The sequence below is a fragment of the Silvimonas amylolytica genome (assembly GCF_014645555.1).
Classification (GTDB): Bacteria; Pseudomonadota; Gammaproteobacteria; order Burkholderiales; family Chitinibacteraceae; genus Silvimonas; species Silvimonas amylolytica.
The window spans coordinates 24,901-46,329 of the sequence record NZ_BMLY01000001.1 but is presented as its reverse complement, the minus strand read 5'-3'; the positions used below and the strand labels follow the sequence as shown (position 1 = coordinate 46,329).

The 21,429-nt window shown below is 55.6% G+C and carries 19 protein-coding genes; 12 read left to right on the top strand and 7 right to left on the bottom strand.

Going from position 1 to position 21,429, the window contains the following annotated elements; translation table 11 throughout:
• Window positions 1-32: 32 nt before the first annotated feature.
• From IEX44_RS00200 to hemN, 5 genes are all read right to left on the bottom strand, one after another.
• The gene (locus tag IEX44_RS00200) at window positions 33-1,001 is read right to left on the bottom strand and encodes a sensor domain-containing diguanylate cyclase (RefSeq protein ID WP_188687563.1); all 969 of its coding nucleotides are present in this window, start codon (window positions 999-1,001) and stop codon (window positions 33-35) included.
• Window positions 1,001-1,615, bottom strand: coding sequence for a hypothetical protein (locus IEX44_RS00195; protein WP_188687562.1), 615 nt, complete (start codon window positions 1,613-1,615; stop codon window positions 1,001-1,003). The genes IEX44_RS00200 and IEX44_RS00195 overlap by 1 nt, the downstream gene beginning before the upstream one ends.
• The gene (locus IEX44_RS00190; RefSeq protein ID WP_188687561.1) at window positions 1,612-1,980 is read right to left on the bottom strand and encodes a response regulator; all 369 of its coding nucleotides are present in this window, start codon (window positions 1,978-1,980) and stop codon (window positions 1,612-1,614) included. The genes IEX44_RS00195 and IEX44_RS00190 overlap by 4 nt, the downstream gene beginning before the upstream one ends.
• An 80-nt stretch (window positions 1,981-2,060) precedes the next feature.
• Window positions 2,061-2,738, bottom strand: coding sequence for a sulfite exporter TauE/SafE family protein (locus IEX44_RS00185; RefSeq protein ID WP_188687560.1), 678 nt, complete (start codon window positions 2,736-2,738; stop codon window positions 2,061-2,063).
• 98 nt (window positions 2,739-2,836) lie between these two features.
• Window positions 2,837-4,234 carry an oxygen-independent coproporphyrinogen III oxidase gene (gene hemN / locus IEX44_RS00180; RefSeq protein ID WP_188687559.1) on the bottom strand — a complete coding sequence of 466 codons (1,398 nt, stop codon included), beginning with the start codon at window positions 4,232-4,234 and terminating at the stop codon, window positions 2,837-2,839.
• Window positions 4,235-4,452: 218 nt separating this feature from the next.
• Between hemN and fnr the strand changes: the two genes are divergently transcribed.
• Both fnr and IEX44_RS00170 read left to right on the top strand, forming a co-directional pair.
• Complete coding sequence (gene fnr / locus IEX44_RS00175) at window positions 4,453-5,199, top strand: fumarate/nitrate reduction transcriptional regulator Fnr (protein WP_188687558.1); 747 nt, start codon at window positions 4,453-4,455, stop codon at window positions 5,197-5,199.
• Window positions 5,200-5,209: 10 nt separating this feature from the next.
• On the top strand, window positions 5,210-5,905 hold the full coding sequence (locus IEX44_RS00170; RefSeq protein ID WP_188687557.1) for a hypothetical protein: 696 nt from the start codon (window positions 5,210-5,212) through the stop codon (window positions 5,903-5,905).
• Between the two features lie 79 nt (window positions 5,906-5,984).
• On the opposite strand, the gene IEX44_RS00165 is transcribed toward IEX44_RS00170, so the two are convergent.
• Both IEX44_RS00165 and IEX44_RS00160 read right to left on the bottom strand, forming a co-directional pair.
• Window positions 5,985-6,548 carry a phasin family protein gene (locus IEX44_RS00165; RefSeq protein WP_188687556.1) on the bottom strand — a complete coding sequence of 188 codons (564 nt, stop codon included), beginning with the start codon at window positions 6,546-6,548 and terminating at the stop codon, window positions 5,985-5,987.
• Window positions 6,549-6,719: 171 nt separating this feature from the next.
• Window positions 6,720-6,953 carry a putative motility protein gene (locus IEX44_RS00160; RefSeq protein ID WP_188687555.1) on the bottom strand — a complete coding sequence of 78 codons (234 nt, stop codon included), beginning with the start codon at window positions 6,951-6,953 and terminating at the stop codon, window positions 6,720-6,722.
• Window positions 6,954-7,080: 127 nt separating this feature from the next.
• Here IEX44_RS00160 and dnaE point away from each other — a divergent pair, with 127 nt between their 5' ends.
• From dnaE to IEX44_RS00110, 10 genes are all read left to right on the top strand, one after another.
• On the top strand, window positions 7,081-10,530 hold the full coding sequence (dnaE, locus tag IEX44_RS00155) for a DNA polymerase III subunit alpha (RefSeq protein ID WP_188687554.1): 3,450 nt from the start codon (window positions 7,081-7,083) through the stop codon (window positions 10,528-10,530).
• Window positions 10,531-10,759: 229 nt separating this feature from the next.
• A complete protein-coding gene (locus tag IEX44_RS00150; protein ID WP_188687553.1) occupies window positions 10,760-13,057 on the top strand; it encodes an NADP-dependent malic enzyme in 2,298 nt (765 codons plus the stop codon).
• Between the two features lie 151 nt (window positions 13,058-13,208).
• Window positions 13,209-13,487 carry a PhaM family polyhydroxyalkanoate granule multifunctional regulatory protein gene (locus tag IEX44_RS00145; protein ID WP_188687552.1) on the top strand — a complete coding sequence of 93 codons (279 nt, stop codon included), beginning with the start codon at window positions 13,209-13,211 and terminating at the stop codon, window positions 13,485-13,487.
• The gene (mltA, locus tag IEX44_RS00140; RefSeq protein WP_188687551.1) at window positions 13,484-14,701 is read left to right on the top strand and encodes a murein transglycosylase A; all 1,218 of its coding nucleotides are present in this window, start codon (window positions 13,484-13,486) and stop codon (window positions 14,699-14,701) included. The genes IEX44_RS00145 and mltA overlap by 4 nt, the downstream gene beginning before the upstream one ends.
• Window positions 14,702-15,000: 299 nt before the next feature.
• The gene (gene trpE, locus IEX44_RS00135; protein ID WP_188687550.1) at window positions 15,001-16,470 is read left to right on the top strand and encodes an anthranilate synthase component I; all 1,470 of its coding nucleotides are present in this window, start codon (window positions 15,001-15,003) and stop codon (window positions 16,468-16,470) included.
• A 31-nt stretch (window positions 16,471-16,501) separates the two neighbouring features.
• A complete protein-coding gene (pabA, locus tag IEX44_RS00130) occupies window positions 16,502-17,071 on the top strand; it encodes an aminodeoxychorismate/anthranilate synthase component II (RefSeq protein ID WP_188687549.1) in 570 nt (189 codons plus the stop codon).
• Between the two features lie 60 nt (window positions 17,072-17,131).
• Entirely contained in the window at window positions 17,132-18,163 is a 1,032-nt protein-coding gene (trpD, locus tag IEX44_RS00125; protein WP_188687548.1) for an anthranilate phosphoribosyltransferase, read from the top strand.
• 6 nt (window positions 18,164-18,169) lie between these two features.
• Entirely contained in the window at window positions 18,170-18,958 is a 789-nt protein-coding gene (gene trpC, locus IEX44_RS00120; RefSeq protein ID WP_188687547.1) for an indole-3-glycerol phosphate synthase TrpC, read from the top strand.
• 661 nt (window positions 18,959-19,619) lie between these two features.
• Entirely contained in the window at window positions 19,620-20,822 is a 1,203-nt protein-coding gene (locus tag IEX44_RS00115; RefSeq protein ID WP_188687546.1) for a porin, read from the top strand.
• A 320-nt stretch (window positions 20,823-21,142) separates the two neighbouring features.
• Window positions 21,143-21,379, top strand: coding sequence for a hexameric tyrosine-coordinated heme protein (locus IEX44_RS00110; RefSeq protein ID WP_188687545.1), 237 nt, complete (start codon window positions 21,143-21,145; stop codon window positions 21,377-21,379).
• The last annotated feature ends 50 nt before the right edge of the window (window positions 21,380-21,429 follow it).

The following is a 21,429-nucleotide window of genomic DNA, read 5'->3' as shown; positions in this document are numbered from 1 at the left end:
GGAGGAACGGGCCAGAAGAAACCCGGCGCGGCTTAGCCCGCGCCCAGTTCCTTATCAACCATTTGCGCGCTATAGAAAGTCACGCGGTTGCGGCCGGCACGCTTGGAGGCATAAAGCGCCAGATCAGCCTGTGCCTTGACGCGTTCGACTTTGGGGGCGCCCACTTCGTAAGTCGCCACGCCCAGGCTGCCGGTCGCGTGGATCGGTACTTCGTTGTACAGGATCGGCGCCGCAGCAATGGCCTTGCGGATGCGCTCAGCCGCAGCGACCGCACCTTCACGGCCAGTCTGCGGCAGCATCAGCAGAAATTCTTCACCCCCGTACCGACCGAACACGTCGGTATCCCGCAGTACATCGCGCACCCGTGCGACCACCTCACACAACACCTCATCACCGCCCAGGTGGCCATGGGTGTCGTTGATCTGCTTGAAATGATCCAGATCAAGCAGGATGACGCTGAAGGTCTCGGCCTGGTAACGCTCTACCCTGCCAATTTCTTCCAGCAAACGGGTTTCGGTAAAGCGGCGGTTATATACGCCAGTCAACCCATCGCGACTGGAGCTTTCTTCCAGCTTGGCCATGGCCTGCTTGAGCATGCTCTGGTAGACCGCAACGTCGGTCACGTCATTGACCGTGACGGCGACCGCACTCACTTCGCCATCGGCTTCACGGACGGGCATGAAGGTGCAGTTTTGCTGCATGAAATCAATGCCACCAGTGATCGGACGGTTATGACGAAACGGGAATAGCCACGGGCGCTGTTCCCAGGAGGTGAACGCAAAATTGTGCAGCATGAATACGCTGTCTACCTTTTTGCTCAACCATTTTTGCGGCAGGTCGGGAAACAGTTCGAACAGATTGCGGCCAATCGCCTGTTCAGCACTGATACCGCTGTGATCCGCCATAAAGCGATTCCACAGCAACAAGTTGTATTCCCGATCGAGTGCAAAGATACCTACGCCGATCTCACTGACAATGAAATTGCGCAATGTCTCCAGCATCAGATGCTTTCCATGAACGCATCAAGCGCCTTCTTCAATTGCGAGATCGATTCTTCCGGCATCAAGGTAAGCAGGTGGCAGGTAAAGTCGCGGATTTCCAGCGTAAATCTCACCTGGATCAGCAAGGCGTAATCCCAGGTCAGTTGATCCGGATTAATCAGCCGATCAACCTCTGCGTTTTCGGCAATGATGGTCGGTGGCGAATAGGACAGCGGCGACACCAGCAGATCAGCAATCCCGTTCAGACAGGCGCCTACCAGCACGTTGCCGACATCCAGCAAAAGTTCACGCTCGGTGGCCTGGCCCACCTCGTCCTCGTAACCCATCAGGTCAGCAAGGTTACGGCAGCCACGCTCGTCATAAATCACCATGGCTTCGCCACGCAGCGTGCCAGAGAACGACTGACGTACGGCAGTCACAGCCAGCTCACGCCCAACGGTCTGGGCGATGGTGCCAGAAATATTGCTGGCATCGGCCAGCGAAATACCGGGCACCGACAGGTGTACAAAACTACCCATCAACTGCGCCAGAAGCGCGCCGGCGCGGCCCATTGCAATATTGGTGATCTCTTGCAGCGCGTCGCGCTGATCTTCCGTCAAGGCAATAACAGTCATAGCTTGATTCCGTACTCGCGCAACACAGCTTCAATACTGGCCGGATCAACCGGCTTTTTAACGAAGGCTGCGGCACCCAGGGCACGTACGCGCTCGCGCGCTAACGTTTGCACATCTGCAGTCACAACAACCACAAAGGAATTCAAACCTTCTTTTTGCAGGGTTTCCAGAACGGCATAACCATCCATATCCGGCATGGTCAGATCCAGAAACATCACGTCGGCCTTGCCCGCGCGATAAGCGGCCACCGCTTCGTTGCCATTGCTGGCCTGCGTGATTTCCACGTCCCAAGCGGGGGGTAAAGCTTTGATGAGCATCTTGCGTGCTATGGATGAATCGTCGACGACAAGTATCGGCGTGGGCATGCGGCATTCCGGGCTATTCAACAAGGCAAAAGGCCTAAGCTGACAGATTTTAGTGGAGTTATCCCGCCCTGAATAGTCTCTCAAAGCACCATATGACTAAATAGCAGCACTGAAAGCAGGCGATATATGCCAAATGCAATAAAGGCAGACCCTGCCAATAATCTGACAAATCGCTTTCTCAACCACTGCGTAATTTGGCCCGCAGCCTGCCCCATCAGGAGCAGGTTGGGCAGGGTCCCTAGCCCGAAGGCCAGCATTATCAAGGCCCCTTGCCCAATACCACCAGAGGATAAAGCTGACAAGCTGGCCGTATAAACCAGACCGCAGGGCAGCCAACCCCAGAGTGCCCCCACGATCAGCGTGTCCTGCCAGCGCCGGACAGGTAAGCGACGACGAAGAACGGGTTGCAAAAATCGCCACACGGGCCGACCAACGGTCTCGATATGAACGATCCAGGAAACCCAGCCAGCCAGATATAAACCAACCCCAATCAACAAGAGATTGGCGAGTACATACAGCACCAGCTTGGCAAATTGCAGGGAGACCAGTAGAGGCAAAGCACCCAGTCCGCCAGCCATCGCCCCAATCAGGGTGTAGCCTGCCACGCGGCCGAGGTTAAACCCGAGGTGGTAGCGCAGGCGTGGCCCGGGCGGGAGCTGCAGGCTGAATGCGGCCACCACACCGCCGCACATGCCGAAGCAATGCCCGCCCCCCAGAAAGCCTGCCAACAAAAATGCAAGAACGTCGAAGTCGTGCAAAGGGATGATCCCGCCAGGAAAAGCACGCCAGACCGTGCCACCCTTGCGGCGGCACGACAAAGCGGCCAGCTTACCGCAAAACCTGGCGACTCAAGGGGTCAGACAAGACGGGAGTAACGTGCAGCCGTGGTTTTCTCACGCAAGTGGCGATCAAACACCATGGCAATGGAGCGGATCAGCATGCGCCCTTTGGGCGTCACCTCTATCCCCTCGGCAGAAATGATCAACAAGTCATCTCGCATCATGGCATCCAGCACGGCAAGTTCAGGCGCAAAATAGCTTTTGAAATCTACCAGCCAGGCCGTTTCGACTTGAGCAAAATCCAGGTTGAACCGGCACATCAACCCCTGGATAACGGAACGCCGCAGCAGATCATCCCGATTCAACGCGTAGCCGCGGACGATCGGCAACTCATCCTGATCGAGCATGGCGTAATACTGGTCGATATCCTTGGCATTCTGGAAATAACCAGCACCCACTTTGCCAATGCCAGACACACCAAATGCCAACAAATCAGATTCCGCCCAGGTTGAATAACCCTGGAAATTTCGCTGCAATGTACCGCGCCGTTGCGCTACCGCCAGATCATCATCAGGCAATGCGAAATGATCCATGCCAATATAGATATATCCAGCCTCAGTAAGCCTTTCAATTGAAGACTGAAGAATATCAAGCTTTTCTGAGGCCGAAGGCAGCGCGCTTGCATCAATTTGACGCTGTGTTTTGAATCTTTCAGGTAAATGCGCATAATTATAAAGCGCAAGCCGATCCGGCCTGATCGCCAACACACGATCAATTGTTCGCAGGACACTTTCCGCCGACTGAAGCGGCAAGCCGTAGATCAGATCAATACTAACCGAGCGAAAACCCAGGCTGCGCGCGGTGTCGATCACCAATCGGGTCTGTGCCTCACTCTGCACGCGGTTGACGGCGCGTTGCACGCGCTCGTCAAAATCCTGCACCCCGACACTCATCCGGTTAAAACCTGCCTCGGCCAGCAAGCTGATTTTGCTCGGCTGTAATTTGCGCGGATCAATTTCAATAGAATATTCACCATTCGGCAAAATATGGAAATTCCTATTGATTTCATAAATCAAATCAGCAAGCTGCTCTTCCGGCAAAAAAGTGGGTGTACCCCCGCCAAAATGAATCTGGCCAACCTTCAATGTATATGGCAATATATTTGCCAACAGACGAATCTCTTTTTTCAGATATTCGACATATTCAACTGCCCTGCTTTCATTTTTAGTGATGATCTTGTTACAGGCACAGTAGTAGCAAACGGTATTGCAAAATGGCAGGTGAAAATACAACGAAGCCGGCCGATCCATTTCCCCCACGCGTGACTGCCGCAGTGTCGCAGTGTACGCGGCGGCGCCCAGCGGCCCGAAGCGGTCAGCGGTGGGATAAGAAGTGTAGCGAGGCCCCTGGCCATCGTAACGCTCGACGAGGGGGCGATCGAACTCGACTTGCTGGATAAAGGCGGCTGTATGCATTTGTCCTACCCTGAAATTTCAGGTTAAACAGTTTGCCCCCGCCCTGGAGATATTTACTTGATACAGATCAAAGCAAATCGCATGATGCTCGCATCTACTTCGCACATGTAATTAATAGATGCCCTCAGCGACCGACCGTTTCTGACAGACCAGCCCCAACCGTGACTTTGGCTCTGGCCTGCAGGCAATTATCTGAAGTCCAAGTGGAAAAACCAACCATGCTCTCACCTATCCAGTTACGTGAAACCGGTCTTAAGCAATTGCGACATGCCTGCTCCAGTTGTAGCTTGCGCGAGTTGTGCCTGCCTGTCGGACTATCTCCTGATGAAATGCGCCAGGTCGACCAGCTTGTGAGTCAGGGTCGCCCTATCAAACGAGGCGAAGCGCTGTACCGGGCCGGCGAGCCGTTTCATTCGCTTTATGCTGTGCGCCTGGGCTTTTTCAAGACCAGCGTCGTTTCGGAAGATGGACGCGAGCAGGTCACGGGCTTTCACATGAATGGCGAACTGATTGGCATGGATGCGATCAGCACCGAGCACCATACGTGCGATGCGGTGGCACTGGAAGACAGCGAAGTGTGTGAGTTGCCATTCAATGAAATGGAAAACATGTCGCGCCGCATTCCGTCCTTGCAGCGCCACATGTACCGTTTGATGAGTCGCGAAATTGTACGCGACCATGGCGTCATGCTCTTGTTGGGCAACATGAAAGCAGAGGAACGTATTGCTGCATTCCTGCTCAATCTGTCGCAGCGCTTTGCATTGCGCGGCTACTCGCAGCACAGTTTCCATCTACGCATGACGCGCGAAGAAATCGGTAGCTATCTGGGCCTGAAACTGGAAACCGTCAGCCGCACCTTGTCACGCTTTCAGGATCAGGGTTTACTGCGAGTTCAGAATCGTTTGATTGAACTTAAAGACATTGAAGGCCTGAAGCAGTTGATGAACAATTGCCAGAGCAACTAATTTTGCAAACATGATCGCCCAGCTCTGCCTGATTACCCCAGCCGCGCAAGCCTCTGCCGTACTTGAACGTCTGGGACGGGTCGGGCTGGGTTTGCCCGTTTTCCCTGCAGAAGTGCCGATGGCACTTCCGCAGGCCCCCACGCCAGACAGCACACTCGTGTTGATCAACCCGGGCAGCATGGCCAGTTATCAACAACACCTGACTGCGGCCAGTCAGAGTGGCTGGCGCCTCGTGGATCTGGCCGTCAATCTGCAAAATCCGTTTGGTAAAACCATGGGATGGATGGTTGCTGCGGGCGGCAATCACGATGATTTTACCCTTGCTACACCGGTACTTGACGCACTGGCTCCCCCGCTCCCCAAAGCCTGGCTGCACGCGGGTGGTCATGGCGCGGGCGCCTTCCTGAGTGGCATTGCCAGCGGCTGGCTGGCTCAATCCGAATCTGTTTGGCAGTGGCTATTGCACGCATTGCAACAACCCTCCGCCAGTTCATTTGATCTGCAATCCTGGCAAGCATTGATTGACCACAGCGTGACCCATCTCCAGGAAGACGCGCGCAAGTATCTTGCCATCGACACCGAGCCTTTCGAACCGTGGTTTGCCGATCAGCGCGCGCTACTACTCAATCCGCTCACCAGTGAATCTCCTGCCCGCCAGTTAGCCAACTGGTTTCTGGCTGCGCAAGCCGGCAATTCCAAACCCTGATTTTTCCGTAACCAAATAAAAAACGGCCCCTCCATGAGGGGCCGTTAACGCAATCGGCAGATATGCGCTAGAAACCAGGTCAGGCGGCGGTAGCCTTGCGGCGATTGGCTGCGACGGTAGCGCTGGCCTTGTTGATGTTCTGCACCGTAGCGGCCAGCCACTCTTCACTTTGTTTGCGGGTCGCGGCGACTGCAGAGTCGTAGGCGTCAAACGTGGTTGCCACGCCTTGACGCAGGCTCTTCACGCCAACGGCCCCAGCCGGAAACTGTTCAGCCAGCTTATCCAGACCGGCCAGCACTTCTTCACTGGTCTGCTTGAGATGCTTTTCCACCAGTTCACCCAATTCTTTCTGGGTTGCATGAGCAATGCCTACCGCTTCACGCCAGGCAGCGGTGGTTTTTTCGGCAACGGGCTCAACCAGTTCACGCTGCACCGCCAGCGCTTCGTTGGCATCCTTGGCACCAGCCAAAGACTTGGCGGCGTGTTCGTTATCAGACAATAACGCACGGGCAAAACCCAGTTGCACTGCCCAGAGACGCTCCGTACCAGTCAGGACGGTGCGGGCAAAACCCAGAGACTGTTCGATCCCGACTTGTTGAGCGCGGGAAAACTCTTCGGCGAAACGGTTGGTACCAAGCGTCATGATTTTTCCTAAGTAGTTGTGCAATGCAACATTTGAGGGCCATTCTGGCAGAATGAACTCATATGTCAACCTTATTTTGTGCAATGCACCAGAAAAAGCCAGGACGTAAAAAAACGACCCGTTGGTCGTTTTTTTACACGCAATATCAAACAGTTGTTTGACTTGTGAGCGTCAGGCTTTCACATCCACGCCATTACCCAGATTGGACGGGTTGTTGTATTGCGGCACAGGCGGCAGCGCCTGCAAAAGACTGAGAGCCGCAGAAGCTTGCGCGTCGTTCGCTTTTTTCATGACGGCGACGTTGACCGCATTGGCGTTAGCGGCTGGCTGCAACACCGTGGCATTGAGCTGATTCATGCTCTGGCTCACCGCGCTGCTTTGATTGCTGACTGCACTTGCATCCATAAGGCTTAAGACTCCGCTATAGGAATCAACACCTTAACCTGGAATTTATTACAAGTGCAAGTTAGTGAGCCCACACTGTTCTACGCTCACCTGCCTTTGCACTTGTTAGCGGTGATAGAATTTGCGGATGAACACCCCTGCCTTTATCCATCTCCGCCTTCATTCCGAATTCTCCGTGACCGACGGCATTGTCCGCATTGATGATGCGGTCAGTCAGGCCAAAAAGCTGGGCATGCCCGCGCTAGCCGTTTCGGATCTGATGAACCTGTTTGGCATGGTCAAGCTATACAAGGCTTGCCGCAATACGGGTTTAAAACCCATCGTCGCGCTGGATTGCTGGATAGAGAACCACGATGACCGGGACAAGCCAACCCGTGTTCTGTTTGTCGCCCGTAACCGGGACGGCTATGGCCGCTTGTGCGAACTACTCACCCGGGCCTATCTGGAAAACCAGTACCGGGGCCGTGCCGAACTGAAAAAAGAATGGCTGGATAGCGGCGACAACAGCGGCCTGCTCTGCCTGTCCGGTGCGCACCAGGGCGAAATTGGTCAAGCCATTCTGAATGGCAATATGGGGGGGGCCATCGAGCTGGCACAGTGGTGGCATGCGCACTTCCCCGGTGCGTTTTACCTGGAACTCCAACGCAGTGGTCGCCCAGAGTGCGAATCCTCTGTGCAGGGTCATCTGGACATTGCTTCTGAACTGGATCTGCCCGTCGTCGCCACACACCCGATCCAGTTTATGGACCCGGACGACTTCAAAGCGCACGAAGCCCGCACGTGTATTTCTGAAGGTTACGTGATGGCGGACAAGCGCCGTCCACGCAATTTCACTGAAGAACAATATTTCAAGACGCCTGATGAAATGCAGGCTTTGTTTGCGGATGTGCCCGAGGCCTTGGCCAACACTGTCACGCTGGCCCAACGCTGTAACGTCAATATTGTGCTGGGCAAGAACTTCCTTCCGCTGTTCCCGACGCCGGATGGCATGACGCTGGATGACTTCCTGGTGCATCAGGCCAAAGAAGGCCTGGAAATGCGCCTCGCGCAGTTGTATCCGGACCAGGCCAGGCGCGATGCCGAACGCCCACGCTATGAAGATCGGCTGAAGTTCGAGACCGACACCATCATTCAGATGGGCTTTCCTGGCTACTTCCTGATCGTGGCGGACTTTATTGTCTGGGCCAAGCACAACGGCTGCCCGGTCGGCCCGGGCCGGGGTTCGGGCGCGGGTTCACTGGTGGCGTACTCGTTGGGCATTACCGATATTGACCCGACCGAATACGCCCTGCTGTTCGAGCGCTTCCTGAACCCGGAACGGGTATCCATGCCCGACTTCGATATCGACTTTTGTCAGGACAACCGCTGGCGGGTGATCGAGTACGTGCGCGGCAAATACGGCGCCGAGGCCGTTAGCCAGATCGCCACCTTCGGCACCATGGCCGCCAAGGCGGTAGTGCGCGACGTGGGTCGCGTACTGGATCTGTCGTACATGTTTGTGGATGGCCTCTCCAAGCTCATCCCCGCCGCGCCAGGCAAGCAATATAGCCTGGATGATGCCACCGAGATGGTTCCGGAGCTGGCTGAACGCGTCAAAAACGAAGAAGAAGTGATCGAACTGTGGGAGCTGGCCAAGAAGCTGGAAGGCTTGACTCGTAACATCGGCATGCACGCCGGCGGCGTGTTGATTGCACCTGGCCAGATTACCGATTTTTGCCCTGTTTATCAGTCCAGCGGGGTTGATGCTTCTCCTGTATCCATGCTCGACAAGGATGACGTAGAACAGGTCGGACTTGTGAAGTTCGACTTTTTGGGTTTGCGAAACCTGACCATTATCGAACTCGCGCTGCAGTACATCAAAGAACAAACCGGCGAGTACATCGATTTGATGAGTCTGGGCTTTGGTGACCAGGCGGCTTATCAGGTTTTCCGTGATGCCAACACTACCGCGGTGTTCCAGGTTGAATCCGACGGGATGAAGCGACTGCTGGAAAAACTGGCACCTGACCGTTTTGAAGACATTATCGCTGTGCTGGCACTTTACCGGCCGGGCCCGCTGGGCTCTGGCATGGTGGATACGTTTATTAACCGTAAAAAAGGCCTGGAAACCCCGGATTACTTCCACCCCGATCTGGAAAAGTGTCTGGAGCCGACTTACGGCGTGATCGTGTATCAAGAACAGGTGATGCAGATTTCGCAGATCATCGGCGGCTACACGCTGGGTGGTGCGGATATGCTGCGCCGGGCCATGGGTAAAAAGAAACCCGAAGAAATGGCCAAGCACCGCGTGACCATTGCGGAGGGCGCGGCTCAGAAAGGCTATGACCCGGCACTGGCCGAGCACCTGTTTGACTTGATGACCAAGTTCGCCGAGTACGGCTTTAACAAGTCGCACACGGCAGCCTATGCGGTGGTGTCTTACCACACAGCCTGGCTGAAGGCGCATCACACCGCCGCATTCATGGCTGCGACCATGAGTTCTGAACTGGATAACACCGATCAGCTCAAGGTGTTCTACGACGATTGCGTCGAGAAGAACAAACTGGAAATCCTGCCACCGGATGTCAACGCCAGCATGTACCGGTTTGTCCCGGTTGGCAAAAAGCAGATCCGCTACGCCCTGGGCGCCATCAAGGGCGTGGGTGAAGGCGCGGTCAACATGATCGTGAATGAGCGCGAAGCCAACGGCCCGTACATCGATCTTTATGACTTCTGCATGCGCACCGACAAGAAGGAAGTCAACAAACGGGTGCTCGAGGCGCTGATTCGTGGCGGCGCGTTTGACGCCATCGACACCAATCGCGCTCAGTTACTGGCCAACGTTGAGCAAGCCATGAGTGTGGCTGAACACGCCGCGGCAAATGCCAACCAGGGCAGCCTGTTTGATGTCTTTGAACCCGCAGCGGCGCCGACGGTGGAGCGGATTATCGTTCCAGCCTGGGATGACAAAACACGTCTTGCCGAAGAAAAACCGGCAATTGGTTTTTATCTTTCAGGCCACCCGTTTGATGCCCATGCCAAAGACGTCAAAGCCTTTATCAAGACGCGTCTGGACCGACTGCAGCCACGCAAAGACATTCAGTATGTCGCGGGCATTGTAATTGGCGTGCGCGTCAAGAACGGTGAGCGTGGGCGGATGGCGTTTGTTACGCTCGATGATGGCTGGGCCAAGCAAGACATTACGGTGTATTCAGAAGTGTTTGAGGCCAACCGCACCAAACTGACAGAAGACGCCCTGCTGGTTATTCCCGGCAAGATCAGTGAAGACCGGTTCTCTGGCGGCCTGCGGGTCATTGCCGATGGGGTCATGGATATCGCCGAAGCGCGTAGCCAGTTTGCCCAGGCGCTCACCCTCAAGTTCAACGGTAACGCGGACGCAGCCAGGCTGAAGCAGACACTCGATAACTGGTCAGGCGGGGCCTGCCAGGTGGAGATCGAATATCACAATGACAACGCCAGTTGCAAAATGGCGCTGGGCTACGCCTGGCGCGTAACGCTGCATGACGATCTGGTCGGCAGCCTGAAAAACTGGTTGGGCGATGATGCGGTCTCGATCCGCTTTGCCGCACAGCATTAAGCGTGTTTTAAACAAGGGGCCAGCGGCCCCTTGTTTGTTTTTGCCACCTGAAAAAAGGCACGGAACAGGTTCCGCCACAATGCACCAGCACGCTTTCCCTATTCGGCAAAACCCTGACTTGTTTTCAGGAGAAGAGGCGCGGAGCATCACAGGGAACCGGTAAAAATATTGCGCTTGCACAAATCAACAAAACTCAATCACTACAAAGTCAAAGGTATCGGAGTTCTACATGGATGATGAACTGAAGAATAAGGCGCTGGATTATCATCGTTTTCCCCGCCCCGGCAAGATTCAGGTGGTTCCGACCAAAGCGCTGGCCAGCCAGCGTGATCTGGCATTGGCTTATTCCCCAGGCGTGGCTTCTGCATGTATGGCCATCGTGGAAGACCCGGCAGAAGCCCGCAACATGACTGCACGCGGGAATCTGGTCGCGGTGATTTCCAACGGGACAGCCGTACTTGGCCTGGGCAATATCGGGCCGCTGGCTGGCAAGCCCGTGATGGAAGGCAAAGGCGTGCTGTTCAAGAAGTTCGCCGGGATTGACGTCTTCGATATCGAAGTTGCTGAAAACGACCCTGACAAACTGGTCGACATTATTGCCTCGCTCGAGCCCACATTCGGCGGCATTAACCTGGAAGACATCAAAGCCCCAGAGTGCTTCATTGTTGAGCGCAAACTGCGCGAACGCATGAACATCCCGGTTTTTCACGATGACCAGCACGGTACAGCCATCATCACCGGCGCCGCCGTAAAGAACGGCCTGCGCTATGTGGGCAAGAAGATTGAAGAAGTCAAACTGGTATGTTCTGGCGCGGGCGCAGCGGCCATTGCCTGCCTGGACTTGCTGGTCGGCATGGGCCTGAAGCGCGAAAACGTGCTGGTCTGTGATTCCAAAGGCGTGATCTACGCTGGCCGCGACGAGCGTCTGGATGAGACCAAAGCCCGTTACGTGCGCGACACTGACGCCCGCACCGTCAGTGATGCGATCACGGACGCTGACATTTTCCTGGGCTTGTCGGGCCCTGGCGTCGTGACGCAAGAAATGGTCAAACGCATGGCAGACAAGCCGCTGATCCTGGCACTGGCCAATCCGGACCCGGAGATCTCGTCGCCGGCCGCCAAAGCCGTGCGCCCGGACGCCATTGTCTGTACCGGCCGTTCTGACTACCCCAATCAAGTCAACAACGTACTGTGCTTCCCCTTTATCTTCCGCGGTGCGCTGGATGTCGGCGCCACCACCATCAACGAAGAAATGAAGCGCGCAGCGGTGACCGCTATTGCCGACCTGGCACACGCCGAGCAGTCCGACGTCGTGGCCGATGCCTATAGCGGCCAAAGCTTGAAATTTGGCCCGGAATACCTGATCCCGAAACCCTTTGATCCGCGCCTGATCATCAAGATTGCACCAGCCGTAGCGCAAGCCGCGATGGATACCGGTGTGGCGGAACGGCCGATTGCCGACATGCACGCGTATGTCGAAGACCTGACCCAGTTTGTGTACAAGTCCAACCTCTTCATGCGCCCGGTATTCTCTGCCGCACGCAAGAAGCAGGAACGTGTGGTGTATTGCGAGGGTGAAGACCAGCGCGTACTGCACGCCGTGCAAGAAGCTGTGGATATGAAATTGTGTGTGCCGATCCTGATCGGGCGCCCCAAAATCATTCTCAAGCGCATCGAGCAACTCGGTTTGCGTTTGCAGCAAGGCGTGGATTTTGAAGTGTGCAACCCGGAACACGACCCCCGTTACCGTGAATACTGGACGCTCTATCACAGCCTGATGATGCGCAAGGGTGTCTCGGAAGAACAGGCGCAACTGGAAGTGCGTGGCAAGCCGACGCTGATTGGTGCGCTGATGGTCAAGCGCGGTGAAGCGGATGCCATGATTTGCGGTTTGACCGGTCGTTATCATCAGCACCACTACTACGTAACCAACGTGCTCTGCCCCAAGCAAGGCAGTGCCACCACGGGCGCCATGAATGCGTTGCTGCTGCCCACCGGCAACATTTTCATTGCGGATACCTACGTCAATCAGGACCCGACTGCCGAGCAACTGGCCGATATCACGCTGATGGCTGCCGAGGCTGTGCGTAACTTCGGCATCGCACCCAAAGTGGCGTTGCTGTCGCACTCCAGCTTTGGTACGTCCGACAGCCCATCGGCCCGCAAGATGCAGGAAACACTGCGGCTTGTGCGTGAACGTGCGCCGGATCTGGAAATCGACGGGGAAATGCATGGCGATGCCGCCATTTCTGCCGAAATCCGCCAGCGTGTCTTCCCGCACTCCACACTCAAGGGCGACGCCAACCTGCTGATCATGCCAAACCTGGATGCCGCCAATATCTCCTTCAATTTGTTGAAGATGACAGCGGGCGATGGTCTGACCGTGGGCCCGATCCTGCTGGGCATTCCGGCCACCGCGCATATCCTTACGCCAACGGCATCTGTACGCCGGGTAGTGAACATGACCGCACTGGCCTCAGTCGAAGCAGCAACGCATGAGAACGAACTGAACCTGCTGGCGCAATAAACACGCGTTTGAATGACGCCAATACTGGCGTCAGGGCGCGGTGCTTGCCACAATGAACCGGAATCCGTCACAAGGCGGGTTCCGGTTTTGTTTTGCACCACCATATAAGCGCAGCCCGTTGCGGCTGGCGATCACACAGGAGGAAGGCAAAATGAGTGAGCACGGATTTAACCCGGGCGATCCATTCGGTTTTTTTGCACAGATGTGGAAGAACACAGCTACCGGTGCGCCCAATCCATTCATGCCGCCGCTGACCGAAGACGAGATCGACCGCAAACTGGCCGAACTCAAAACCGTCGAACAATGGCTGACCATGCAGGTCAACCTGCTGCAGATGACCGAAAAGACTCTGGAATTGCAGAAAGCCGGCCTTGCCGCCCTGCGCCAGGGGCTCGACCCCCACATGCCCGAAGGAGGCCACGGCGGATGACGCAACCGTGCATTGCAGGCGCAAGCCGCACCCTCTCAAGCTTGACCGCCCGCAACGCGGCGTTGTTGGCCACCCTTACCCTGGGTGTGCTATTGGCCGCTTGTACCACGCCGCCCGTACAGCAACCGCAACCGGGCAAGACACCCACCGCTTCCGCCCCTGCCGTTGTCAAATACCAGGCCGCCCAATGGGGTGATCTGCCCAACACCAGTGACACCGATGTCCTGGGTGGCTTCAACGCCTGGCGTGCTGGCTGCGCGAAACTGAGTCGTAACGCGACCTGGTCCCAGGTCTGCGCCGACGCAGCACAAGTGCCGCAAGATGCAGGCAGCATCCGCAGCTTTCTGCAAAGCCGCCTGCAGCCATGGGCGCTGCAGAATCCGGATGGCAGCCAGAATGGTCTGATCACCGGTTACTACGAACCCATCTACAACGGTAGCCAAAGCAAGACTTCTACGGCAACCGTTCCGGTATATGGCGTGCCGGACGATCTCATCATCGTCGCGCTGGACGACATCTACCCTGAACTCAAAGGCAAACGCGTGCGCGGTAAAGTGGTCGGCCGTAAATTGGTGCCCTACCCGGACGCCGCCGCGATTGGCGAGAAAGGGGTCACCGCCCCGATATTGGCCTGGCTGCAAGACCCGATGGATCTGCAGTTCATGCAAATCCAGGGTTCCGGGCGGGTGCGTTTGCCAGACGGCAGCCAACTGCGTATTGCGTACGCCGACCAGAACGGGCGGCCCTATAAGCCCATTGGTCGCTGGCTGATTGAACAAGGGCAGTTAAAATCAGGCGAAGTGAGCATGCAGGCTATCCGTAGCTGGGCCACAGCCAATCCTCAGCGCATTCCAGAATTACTCGCCAGCAATCCCAGTTATGTGTTTTTCCGCACGCTGCCAACGTCCAGTGAAGGCCCGCAGGGGGCGCTGGGCGTGCCACTGACCGCTGAATACAGCGCGGCCATCGACCCTCGGGCGGTACCGCTTGGCAGCATGCTCTGGCTATCGTCAACCCGGCCAGATAACCAGCAAGCGCTGAATCGGCCACTGGCAGCACAAGATACCGGCGGCGCAATTGCCGGTACGGTCCGCGCCGACCTCTATTGGGGCACTGGCGATGTGGCGGGCGAACTGGCCGGGCGCACAAAACAACAAGGGCGCCTCTGGCTCCTGTGGCCCAAGGGCGTAGCGCTGCCCGGCAATGCGCCCTGATCAAGCCTTTGTCATCATTGAAAAATCCGGCTACTTCTGGCCGGATTTTTTCTTGCCTGCCGGATCAGAACAGCCTGCAGGGCACGGTTGCGCGACACCTGTCACAAATCTGCCGGTTGACCAATGCAAGCGAGTCCGGCAAGATAATTCCCGAAATTCCCTTTCATTGTTGACGCAGACCACAATCTCAAATGGCATTCCACTCCAACGAAATCTGGCTTGAATGGCGATGGCGTAGCTGCTGATTCCGGCCGCAAGCCCCTCGCATTGTCTCAAACCATCCTTCGTTCGGAGTAATCATGCTGACGCGTGAACAATTCGCAGCGCTCGCTGCGCAAGGCTATAACCGCATCCCCGTTGTCCTGGAACTGTTTGCCGACCTGGACACGCCGCTTTCTGTTTACCTCAAGCTGGCCAATCGCCCGTATTCTTATTTGCTGGAATCCGTGGTCGGTGGCGAGCGCTTTGGTCGCTATTCCTTCATTGGTTTACCTGCGCGTACTCGCCTTGTGGTCAATGGCGAACATACCGAAGTCATTCACGATGACCGTGTCGTTGAAACGCACGACGGTAATCCGCTGGATTTTATCCACGACTACCAAAGCCGTTACAAGGCTGCCATCCCGCCTAACATGCCGCGCTTTATGGGTGGTCTGGTCGGCTATTTTGGCTATGAGACGATCCGTTTCATTGAGCGCAAACTGGCTGCAGTGAAAAAACCGGATGTGATTGGTGCACCAGACATTCAACTTCTGCTGTCAGAAGAACTGGCCGTGGTCGACAACCTCTCCGGCAAGCTTTACCTCGTTGTCTACGCAGACCCGGCCCAAGCCGAAGCGTATGACAAAGCTGAAGCGCGACTGTGGTCCCTGCGCATGAAGTTGCGTGAGCCTGCACCGATGCCCTTGCAAGGCCCATCTGAACACGTCACGACGCCGAATTCCGAATTTGGCGAAACCGGCTTCAAGGATGCGATCGGCAAGGCCAAGGAATACATTCTGGATGGCGACATCATGCAAGTGGTGCTGTCCCAGCGCATGCAATTGCCGTTCTCTGAATCGCCGCTCAGCCTTTATCGCGCATTACGTTCGCTGAACCCGTCGCCATATATGTTCTTCTATCACTTTGGCGACATGCACGTGGTTGGCGCTTCCCCGGAAATTCTCGTGAGACTGGAAGGTGAAACCGTCACCGTACGCCCGATCGCCGGCACCCGCCCACGCGGCAAAACACGCGAAGAAGATCAGGCGCTGGCCGAAGAATTGCTGGCCGATCCCAAAGAAATCGCCGAACACGTCATGCTGATGGATCTGGGTCGCAACGATACCGGTCGCGTGGCGCAAACTGGCAGCGTGAAGGTCCTTGACCGCATGGTGGTGGAGAAATACTCCCACGTCATGCACATTGTCTCGAGTGTGGAAGGCAAACTCAAGCCGGGGCTGTCGAACATTGACGTCCTCAAGGCCACCTTCCCGGCTGGCACGGTATCTGGCGCGCCCAAGGTACGGGCCATGGAAATCATCGACGAACTGGAACCCTCCAAGCGCGGCGTTTATGCCGGCGCGGTGGGTTACCTGGGTTTTAATGGCGACATGGACGTGGCCATTGCACTGCGTACCGCCGTGGTGAAGAACGAAACGCTGTACATGCAGGCCGGCGCCGGTATCGTCGCTGACTCCGTACCGCAGAGCGAGTGGCAGGAAACGCTGAACAAGGCCCGCGCCGTGTTGCGCGCGGCAGAGCTTGTTCAACGCGGTCTTGATGCCTGAAACCCCTGCACAGAATACGGAGATACCCACCATGCTGCTGATGATCGACAACTACGATTCGTTCACCTACAACCTTGTCCAGTACTTTGGCGAACTCAAACAGGATGTCGTCGTTTACCGTAACGATGAAATTACGCTGGAAGAGATCGAGGCCCTCAAGCCCAAATATCTGGTTGTTTCTCCCGGCCCGTGTTCGCCGTTGGAAGCCGGCATTTCAGTTGCGGCCATTCAGCACTTTGCCGGCAAGTTGCCAATCCTGGGTGTTTGCCTGGGTCACCAGTCCATTGGTCAGGCGTATGGCGGCAACATCATTCACGCCCAGACACTGATGCACGGCAAGACCTCTTTGGTCACGCACACCGGCAAAGGTGTATTCAAAGACCTGCCCTCGCCTTTTACCGCCACCCGCTATCACTCATTGGTCATCGAACGCGCTACGCTACCAGATTGCCTGGAAGTCACTGCGTGGACGGATGATGGCGAAATCATGGGCGTGCGTCACAAGACCTTGCCGATCGAAGGCGTGCAGTTCCATCCGGAATCCATCTTGACTGAGCATGGCCACCAGATGCTGGAAAACTTCCTCACGGAATGGGCTTGATCGACCTGATCACCCATCCACACTTCATATAAATATTGAGTTGATTGAGGCAAGCCCAACATGACTATCTCTGTCCAGGAAGCCCTGAACCGGCTGATTGACCAGAACGAACTGTTCTACGACGAAATGCTGTATCTGATGCGGCAGATCATGACCGGCCAGATGCCGGCGGTGCAGATTGCAGCCCTGCTGATGGGCCTGCGCACCAAGGTCGAATCCGTTTCTGAAATCGCCGCAGCCGCCACCGTGATGCGAGAGTTTGCCGTACCGGTGCACGTGGCAGACCGCACACACCTGGTCGACATTGTGGGCACCGGTGGCGACAAGGCGCATACCTTCAATATTTCTACGACGGCCATGTTTGTCGTGGCGGCGGCCGGCGGGCGTGTAGCCAAGCACGGGAACCGCGCGGTCTCGTCCAGCAGTGGTAGTGCCGATGTACTGGAAGCACTGGGCCTGCGTCTTGACCTGAATCCAGAACAAGTCGCCGCGTGTATCGACAATGTGGGCGCCGGTTTCATGTTTGCCCCCAGCCACCATAGTTCGATGAAACATGTCGCCGCCGTGCGCAAGGAAATGGGCGTGCGCACCATTTTCAACATTCTGGGTCCGCTGACCAATCCTGCGAGTGCAGAACACCAGTTGATGGGCGTCTTTCACCCTGATCTGGTTGGCATTCAGGTGCGTGTTCTCAAGGAACTGGGTTCGAAGCATGTGCTCGTCGTGCATGGCAAAGATGGCCTGGATGAAATCACCTTGTGCGACAAAACACGCGTTGCCGAATTAAAAGACGGCAACATCACCGAATACGACCTTGATCCGCGCGATTACGGTTTTGACTTCTGTGAACTCAAAGCGCTGCATGCCGGTGATGCTGCAGAATCCCGGGCGAAAGTTGAAGGCGTCCTCGATAACCAGTCAGGCCCATGCCGGGATATCGTTGTATTGAATGCTGGCGCAGCCATTTACGCAGCCAATGTTGTAAACAGCCTGGAAGAAGGCTTTAAACTTGCCAGCGATATCATTGCCAGTGGCGCAGCCCGCGCCAAACTTGATGAGCTGATCCGCTTTTCAAAGCAATTTCCAGGTTGATCCGACATGTCCGATATTCTGAAAAAAATCATTGCCACTAAAGTTGAAGAAGTGGCGGCGGCCAAAAAAGCCATTCCGTTTGCGGCGATTCGTGAAGAAGCCGAATCCCGCAAAGATGTGCGGGATTTCGTGGGCGCATTGCGTGCAAAACACGCGGCCGGTCTGGCTGGGGTGATTGCGGAAGTCAAAAAGGCCAGCCCATCCAAGGGCGTAATCCGCGCAGATTTCCAACCTGCGGCGATTGCCGAAAATTATGCAGAACATGGCGCGGCCTGCCTTTCAGTATTGACCGACGTGCAGTATTTCCAGGGTCATGCTGATTACCTGAAAGCCGCGCGTGCCGCATGTGCCCTGCCCGCGCTGCGCAAAGATTTCATGATTGATGAATACCAGGTGTTTGAAGCCCGTGCCTGGGGCGCCGATTGCATTTTGCTGATCGCAGCCGAACTTGAACTGGCGCAGATGAAAGACCTGGAAGCCACTGCCCACGCGCTGGGCATGGCGGTACTGGTGGAAGTACACAACGGTGAAGAACTGGATCTGGCGCTGGAACTGAACACCCCGCTGGTGGGCGTCAACAATCGCAACCTGCGTACTTTTGAAGTCAGCCTGCAGACCACGCTTGATCTGCTGCCACGCATTGGCGCCAACCGCATTGCCGTGACAGAAAGTGGCATTCTCAAGGCAGACGACGTCAAGCTCATGCGTGATCACAACGTCCACACCTTCCTCGTTGGCGAAGCCTTTATGCGCGCCGATCAACCCGGCGTGGCATTGGCACAACTTTTTGCCTGAACGAACAAATTAAATTGCGCGGTTTTTTAGCCGGTTTTTCTGCAAAAAGATCTGGCCATAAAATTTCAATCAGAAAAAATCAACCGCTGGCAAGCTTTTTTTAAACGTTCGTCTGCCACAAGGCAATAACCAGAACATGACCCGAAATAGCCAAACCGGGTCATTTTTTTCGTACAAAGATGTATTTATCTGGCTGAAAAGGGTTTAGCGCTAGGCAAGGGCCAATTACATGGAACCGAAAAGTGGTTTTTTAGGCACAGTTGATCTGTTGCATCGTGTCATCATTACTTTTTGTAGTTGTTTTTTCACAACAACAACGATAAAAAAACAGACCTTTTCTTAGTGGTTATCCCCAATATTCGACCTATTTTGGGGGCAAACACACCATTTTTGGAATATCACTATCTTTTTAAAGCGTTTGCAGGCCTATAAATGTCATATTTCTGTCATCATACGGTCCTAGACTGGCGCCGGTTTCAGAAGAAGACGATTCGATTCGAATGATCGAACAACCCAGTCAAAACGAAACCATGGGTCTCACGAAGCATTCGTCGTAATCCGGCAAAGGCAAATCGGCTTCGCGCTGGTTCCGCCAGCCTCGGTTTCAAAGTTGTAGAGGCGCAAGCTTCTGCATTGTTATCCGCAAACGGAGATAGTCCAAATGAAAAAAATCATGGTTGCAGCTCTGGCTGCTGCTTTCGTTACCCCGTTGGCTCTGGCCGACGTGACCATCTACGGTTCTATCCGTGCTGACGTTGAATACGATCACTTCGGCGACCACTACGGCGTTTCCCCGACGAACGCTGGTGCTACCCGTATCGTTGACTCCTCCTCCCGCATTGGTTTCAAGGGCGTGGACAAGTGGGACAACGCCGGCTGGGCGACCATTTGGCAAGTTGAAACTGGTATCGGTGCTGCACCGGCTTCTGCTGACCAGAACGGTACCAAGCCGAAGGCTTTCGGCGGCGGCACCTGGGGCGGCCGTAACACCTTCATCGGTTTCACCGGCACTGATTTCGGTACCTTCCGCGCTGGTAACTACGACAGCACCTACAAGAACGTCTTCACTGCTTCGAAGATGTCCGCGCTGTACGACGATTTCCTCGACAGCACCGACTTCAAGGGCAACAAGGGTACTTGGGGTCAACTGCAAACCCGTCTGAACGACAACCTGGCATACGAATCGCCAGTTTGGGGTGGTTTCCAGGTTCGCGCCAACGTTGGTCTGGATGGTTCCCCGACCGCAGCTGGTTCGGCTCCGATCTACGGCATCGGCGCTCTGTATAACTACGGTGGCTTCAACGCTGCTGCTGTTTACCAGTACGCCAAGAACCGCTCGTTCATTCAGCTGAGTGGCGTTCCGACCGCTGACACCACTGGCACCACCAACACCGCTACTCCGCCTGTCACCACCTACAACGTGACCGACGGTGCGAAGACTGACGGTATCGAACTGGCTGCCAGCTACAACTTCGACTTCGGTCTGGGTCTGGGTCTGGGTTGGGAACGCATCTCTACCGACACCAACGCTACCATTGCTGGTCTGGGCAACGGCACGCTGAGCTGGAACAACTACCTGGTTACCGGTAACTACTGGTTCAGCCCGAAGTTTGAACTGCAAGCTCTGTACAGCCGCGCCAACAAGGTTCTGGCAGTTGACGACCTGACAGGTCAACAGTACTCCCTGTCCAGCGTTTACTACCTGTCCAAGCAAACCCGCTGGTACACCTCCGCTGTTGGTCTGAAGAACAGCGGTGCGAAGGGTGGCTATCAATTGGCGTTCCAGAACAACTCTGGCTCGCTGGTTGCCAAGAACGGCCAAACCGACTTCACCGTGCTGACCGGCTTCCGTTCGGATTTCTAATCCGAACTTAAAGGTTGGTTGATTGCAAGGAAAACCGGGCTTCTGCCCGGTTTTCTTTTTGTTGCTATGACCTCATGTAGGCACCATGTAGGCATTTTGCAATCGTCACACCAATCTCTGTCTTAACAGGCCCAAAAGCATAAAGCCCGATCATTTGATCGGGCTTTATGCTTTTTAAACACTGTCTGGCTGGTAAGTGCACCCACGTCCAGTGCATAGTCCGGACTACGACTTCAGATGGGTTCCGACACTTGGGCTCGGGCCAGATAATGAGGCATCCACTTTGCGATGAAGCGCCCCTATCATCTACGGAGTTCCTCATGTCATCTGATCTGATTCCCAGCAATTCGTTGATCGTCCCCACACCCGAAGAAGGTCGCGCTCTGGCCATGAAGATGGCGCGGTTAATCGTCAAGGCAACCCAGCCGGATGCGGCCATCCGCGAAGATCTGCGTGAAATCTACAGCCAGAACGCGGGGATGCTGTTGCAGACCTGTCAGATCGTAGCCACCGAGTTTGCGACGATCGCCGCGGCCAACAACTACTGGCGCAACTGACGCCATTCACCTAAAACAAGCAAGTCTAGGGCGAAGGCTGCAGACCCGGG

Bases quoted from the DNA above. Each gene is read 5' to 3' on its own strand.
- hemN (WP_188687559.1), bottom strand. From the start codon at position 4,234: ATGCATACAGCCGCCTTTATCCAGCAAGTCGAGTTCGATCGCCCCCTC.
- trpD (WP_188687548.1), top strand. From the start codon at position 17,132: ATGACTATCTCTGTCCAGGAAGCCCTGAACCGGCTGATTGACCAGAAC.
- fnr (WP_188687558.1), top strand. From the start codon at position 4,453: ATGCTCTCACCTATCCAGTTACGTGAAACCGGTCTTAAGCAATTGCGA.
- IEX44_RS00145 (WP_188687552.1), top strand. From the start codon at position 13,209: ATGAGTGAGCACGGATTTAACCCGGGCGATCCATTCGGTTTTTTTGCA.
- IEX44_RS00190 (WP_188687561.1), bottom strand. From the start codon at position 1,980: ATGCCCACGCCGATACTTGTCGTCGACGATTCATCCATAGCACGCAAG.
- IEX44_RS00165 (WP_188687556.1), bottom strand. From the start codon at position 6,548: ATGACGCTTGGTACCAACCGTTTCGCCGAAGAGTTTTCCCGCGCTCAA.
- IEX44_RS00200 (WP_188687563.1), bottom strand. From the start codon at position 1,001: ATGCTGGAGACATTGCGCAATTTCATTGTCAGTGAGATCGGCGTAGGT.
- IEX44_RS00150 (WP_188687553.1), top strand. From the start codon at position 10,760: ATGGATGATGAACTGAAGAATAAGGCGCTGGATTATCATCGTTTTCCC.
- dnaE (WP_188687554.1), top strand. From the start codon at position 7,081: ATGAACACCCCTGCCTTTATCCATCTCCGCCTTCATTCCGAATTCTCC.
- IEX44_RS00160 (WP_188687555.1), bottom strand. From the start codon at position 6,953: ATGGATGCAAGTGCAGTCAGCAATCAAAGCAGCGCGGTGAGCCAGAGC.
- trpE (WP_188687550.1), top strand. From the start codon at position 15,001: ATGCTGACGCGTGAACAATTCGCAGCGCTCGCTGCGCAAGGCTATAAC.
- IEX44_RS00110 (WP_188687545.1), top strand. From the start codon at position 21,143: ATGTCATCTGATCTGATTCCCAGCAATTCGTTGATCGTCCCCACACCC.
- IEX44_RS00195 (WP_188687562.1), bottom strand. From the start codon at position 1,615: ATGACTGTTATTGCCTTGACGGAAGATCAGCGCGACGCGCTGCAAGAG.
- IEX44_RS00115 (WP_188687546.1), top strand. From the start codon at position 19,620: ATGAAAAAAATCATGGTTGCAGCTCTGGCTGCTGCTTTCGTTACCCCG.
- pabA (WP_188687549.1), top strand. From the start codon at position 16,502: ATGCTGCTGATGATCGACAACTACGATTCGTTCACCTACAACCTTGTC.
- mltA (WP_188687551.1), top strand. From the start codon at position 13,484: ATGACGCAACCGTGCATTGCAGGCGCAAGCCGCACCCTCTCAAGCTTG.
- trpC (WP_188687547.1), top strand. From the start codon at position 18,170: ATGTCCGATATTCTGAAAAAAATCATTGCCACTAAAGTTGAAGAAGTG.
- IEX44_RS00170 (WP_188687557.1), top strand. From the start codon at position 5,210: ATGATCGCCCAGCTCTGCCTGATTACCCCAGCCGCGCAAGCCTCTGCC.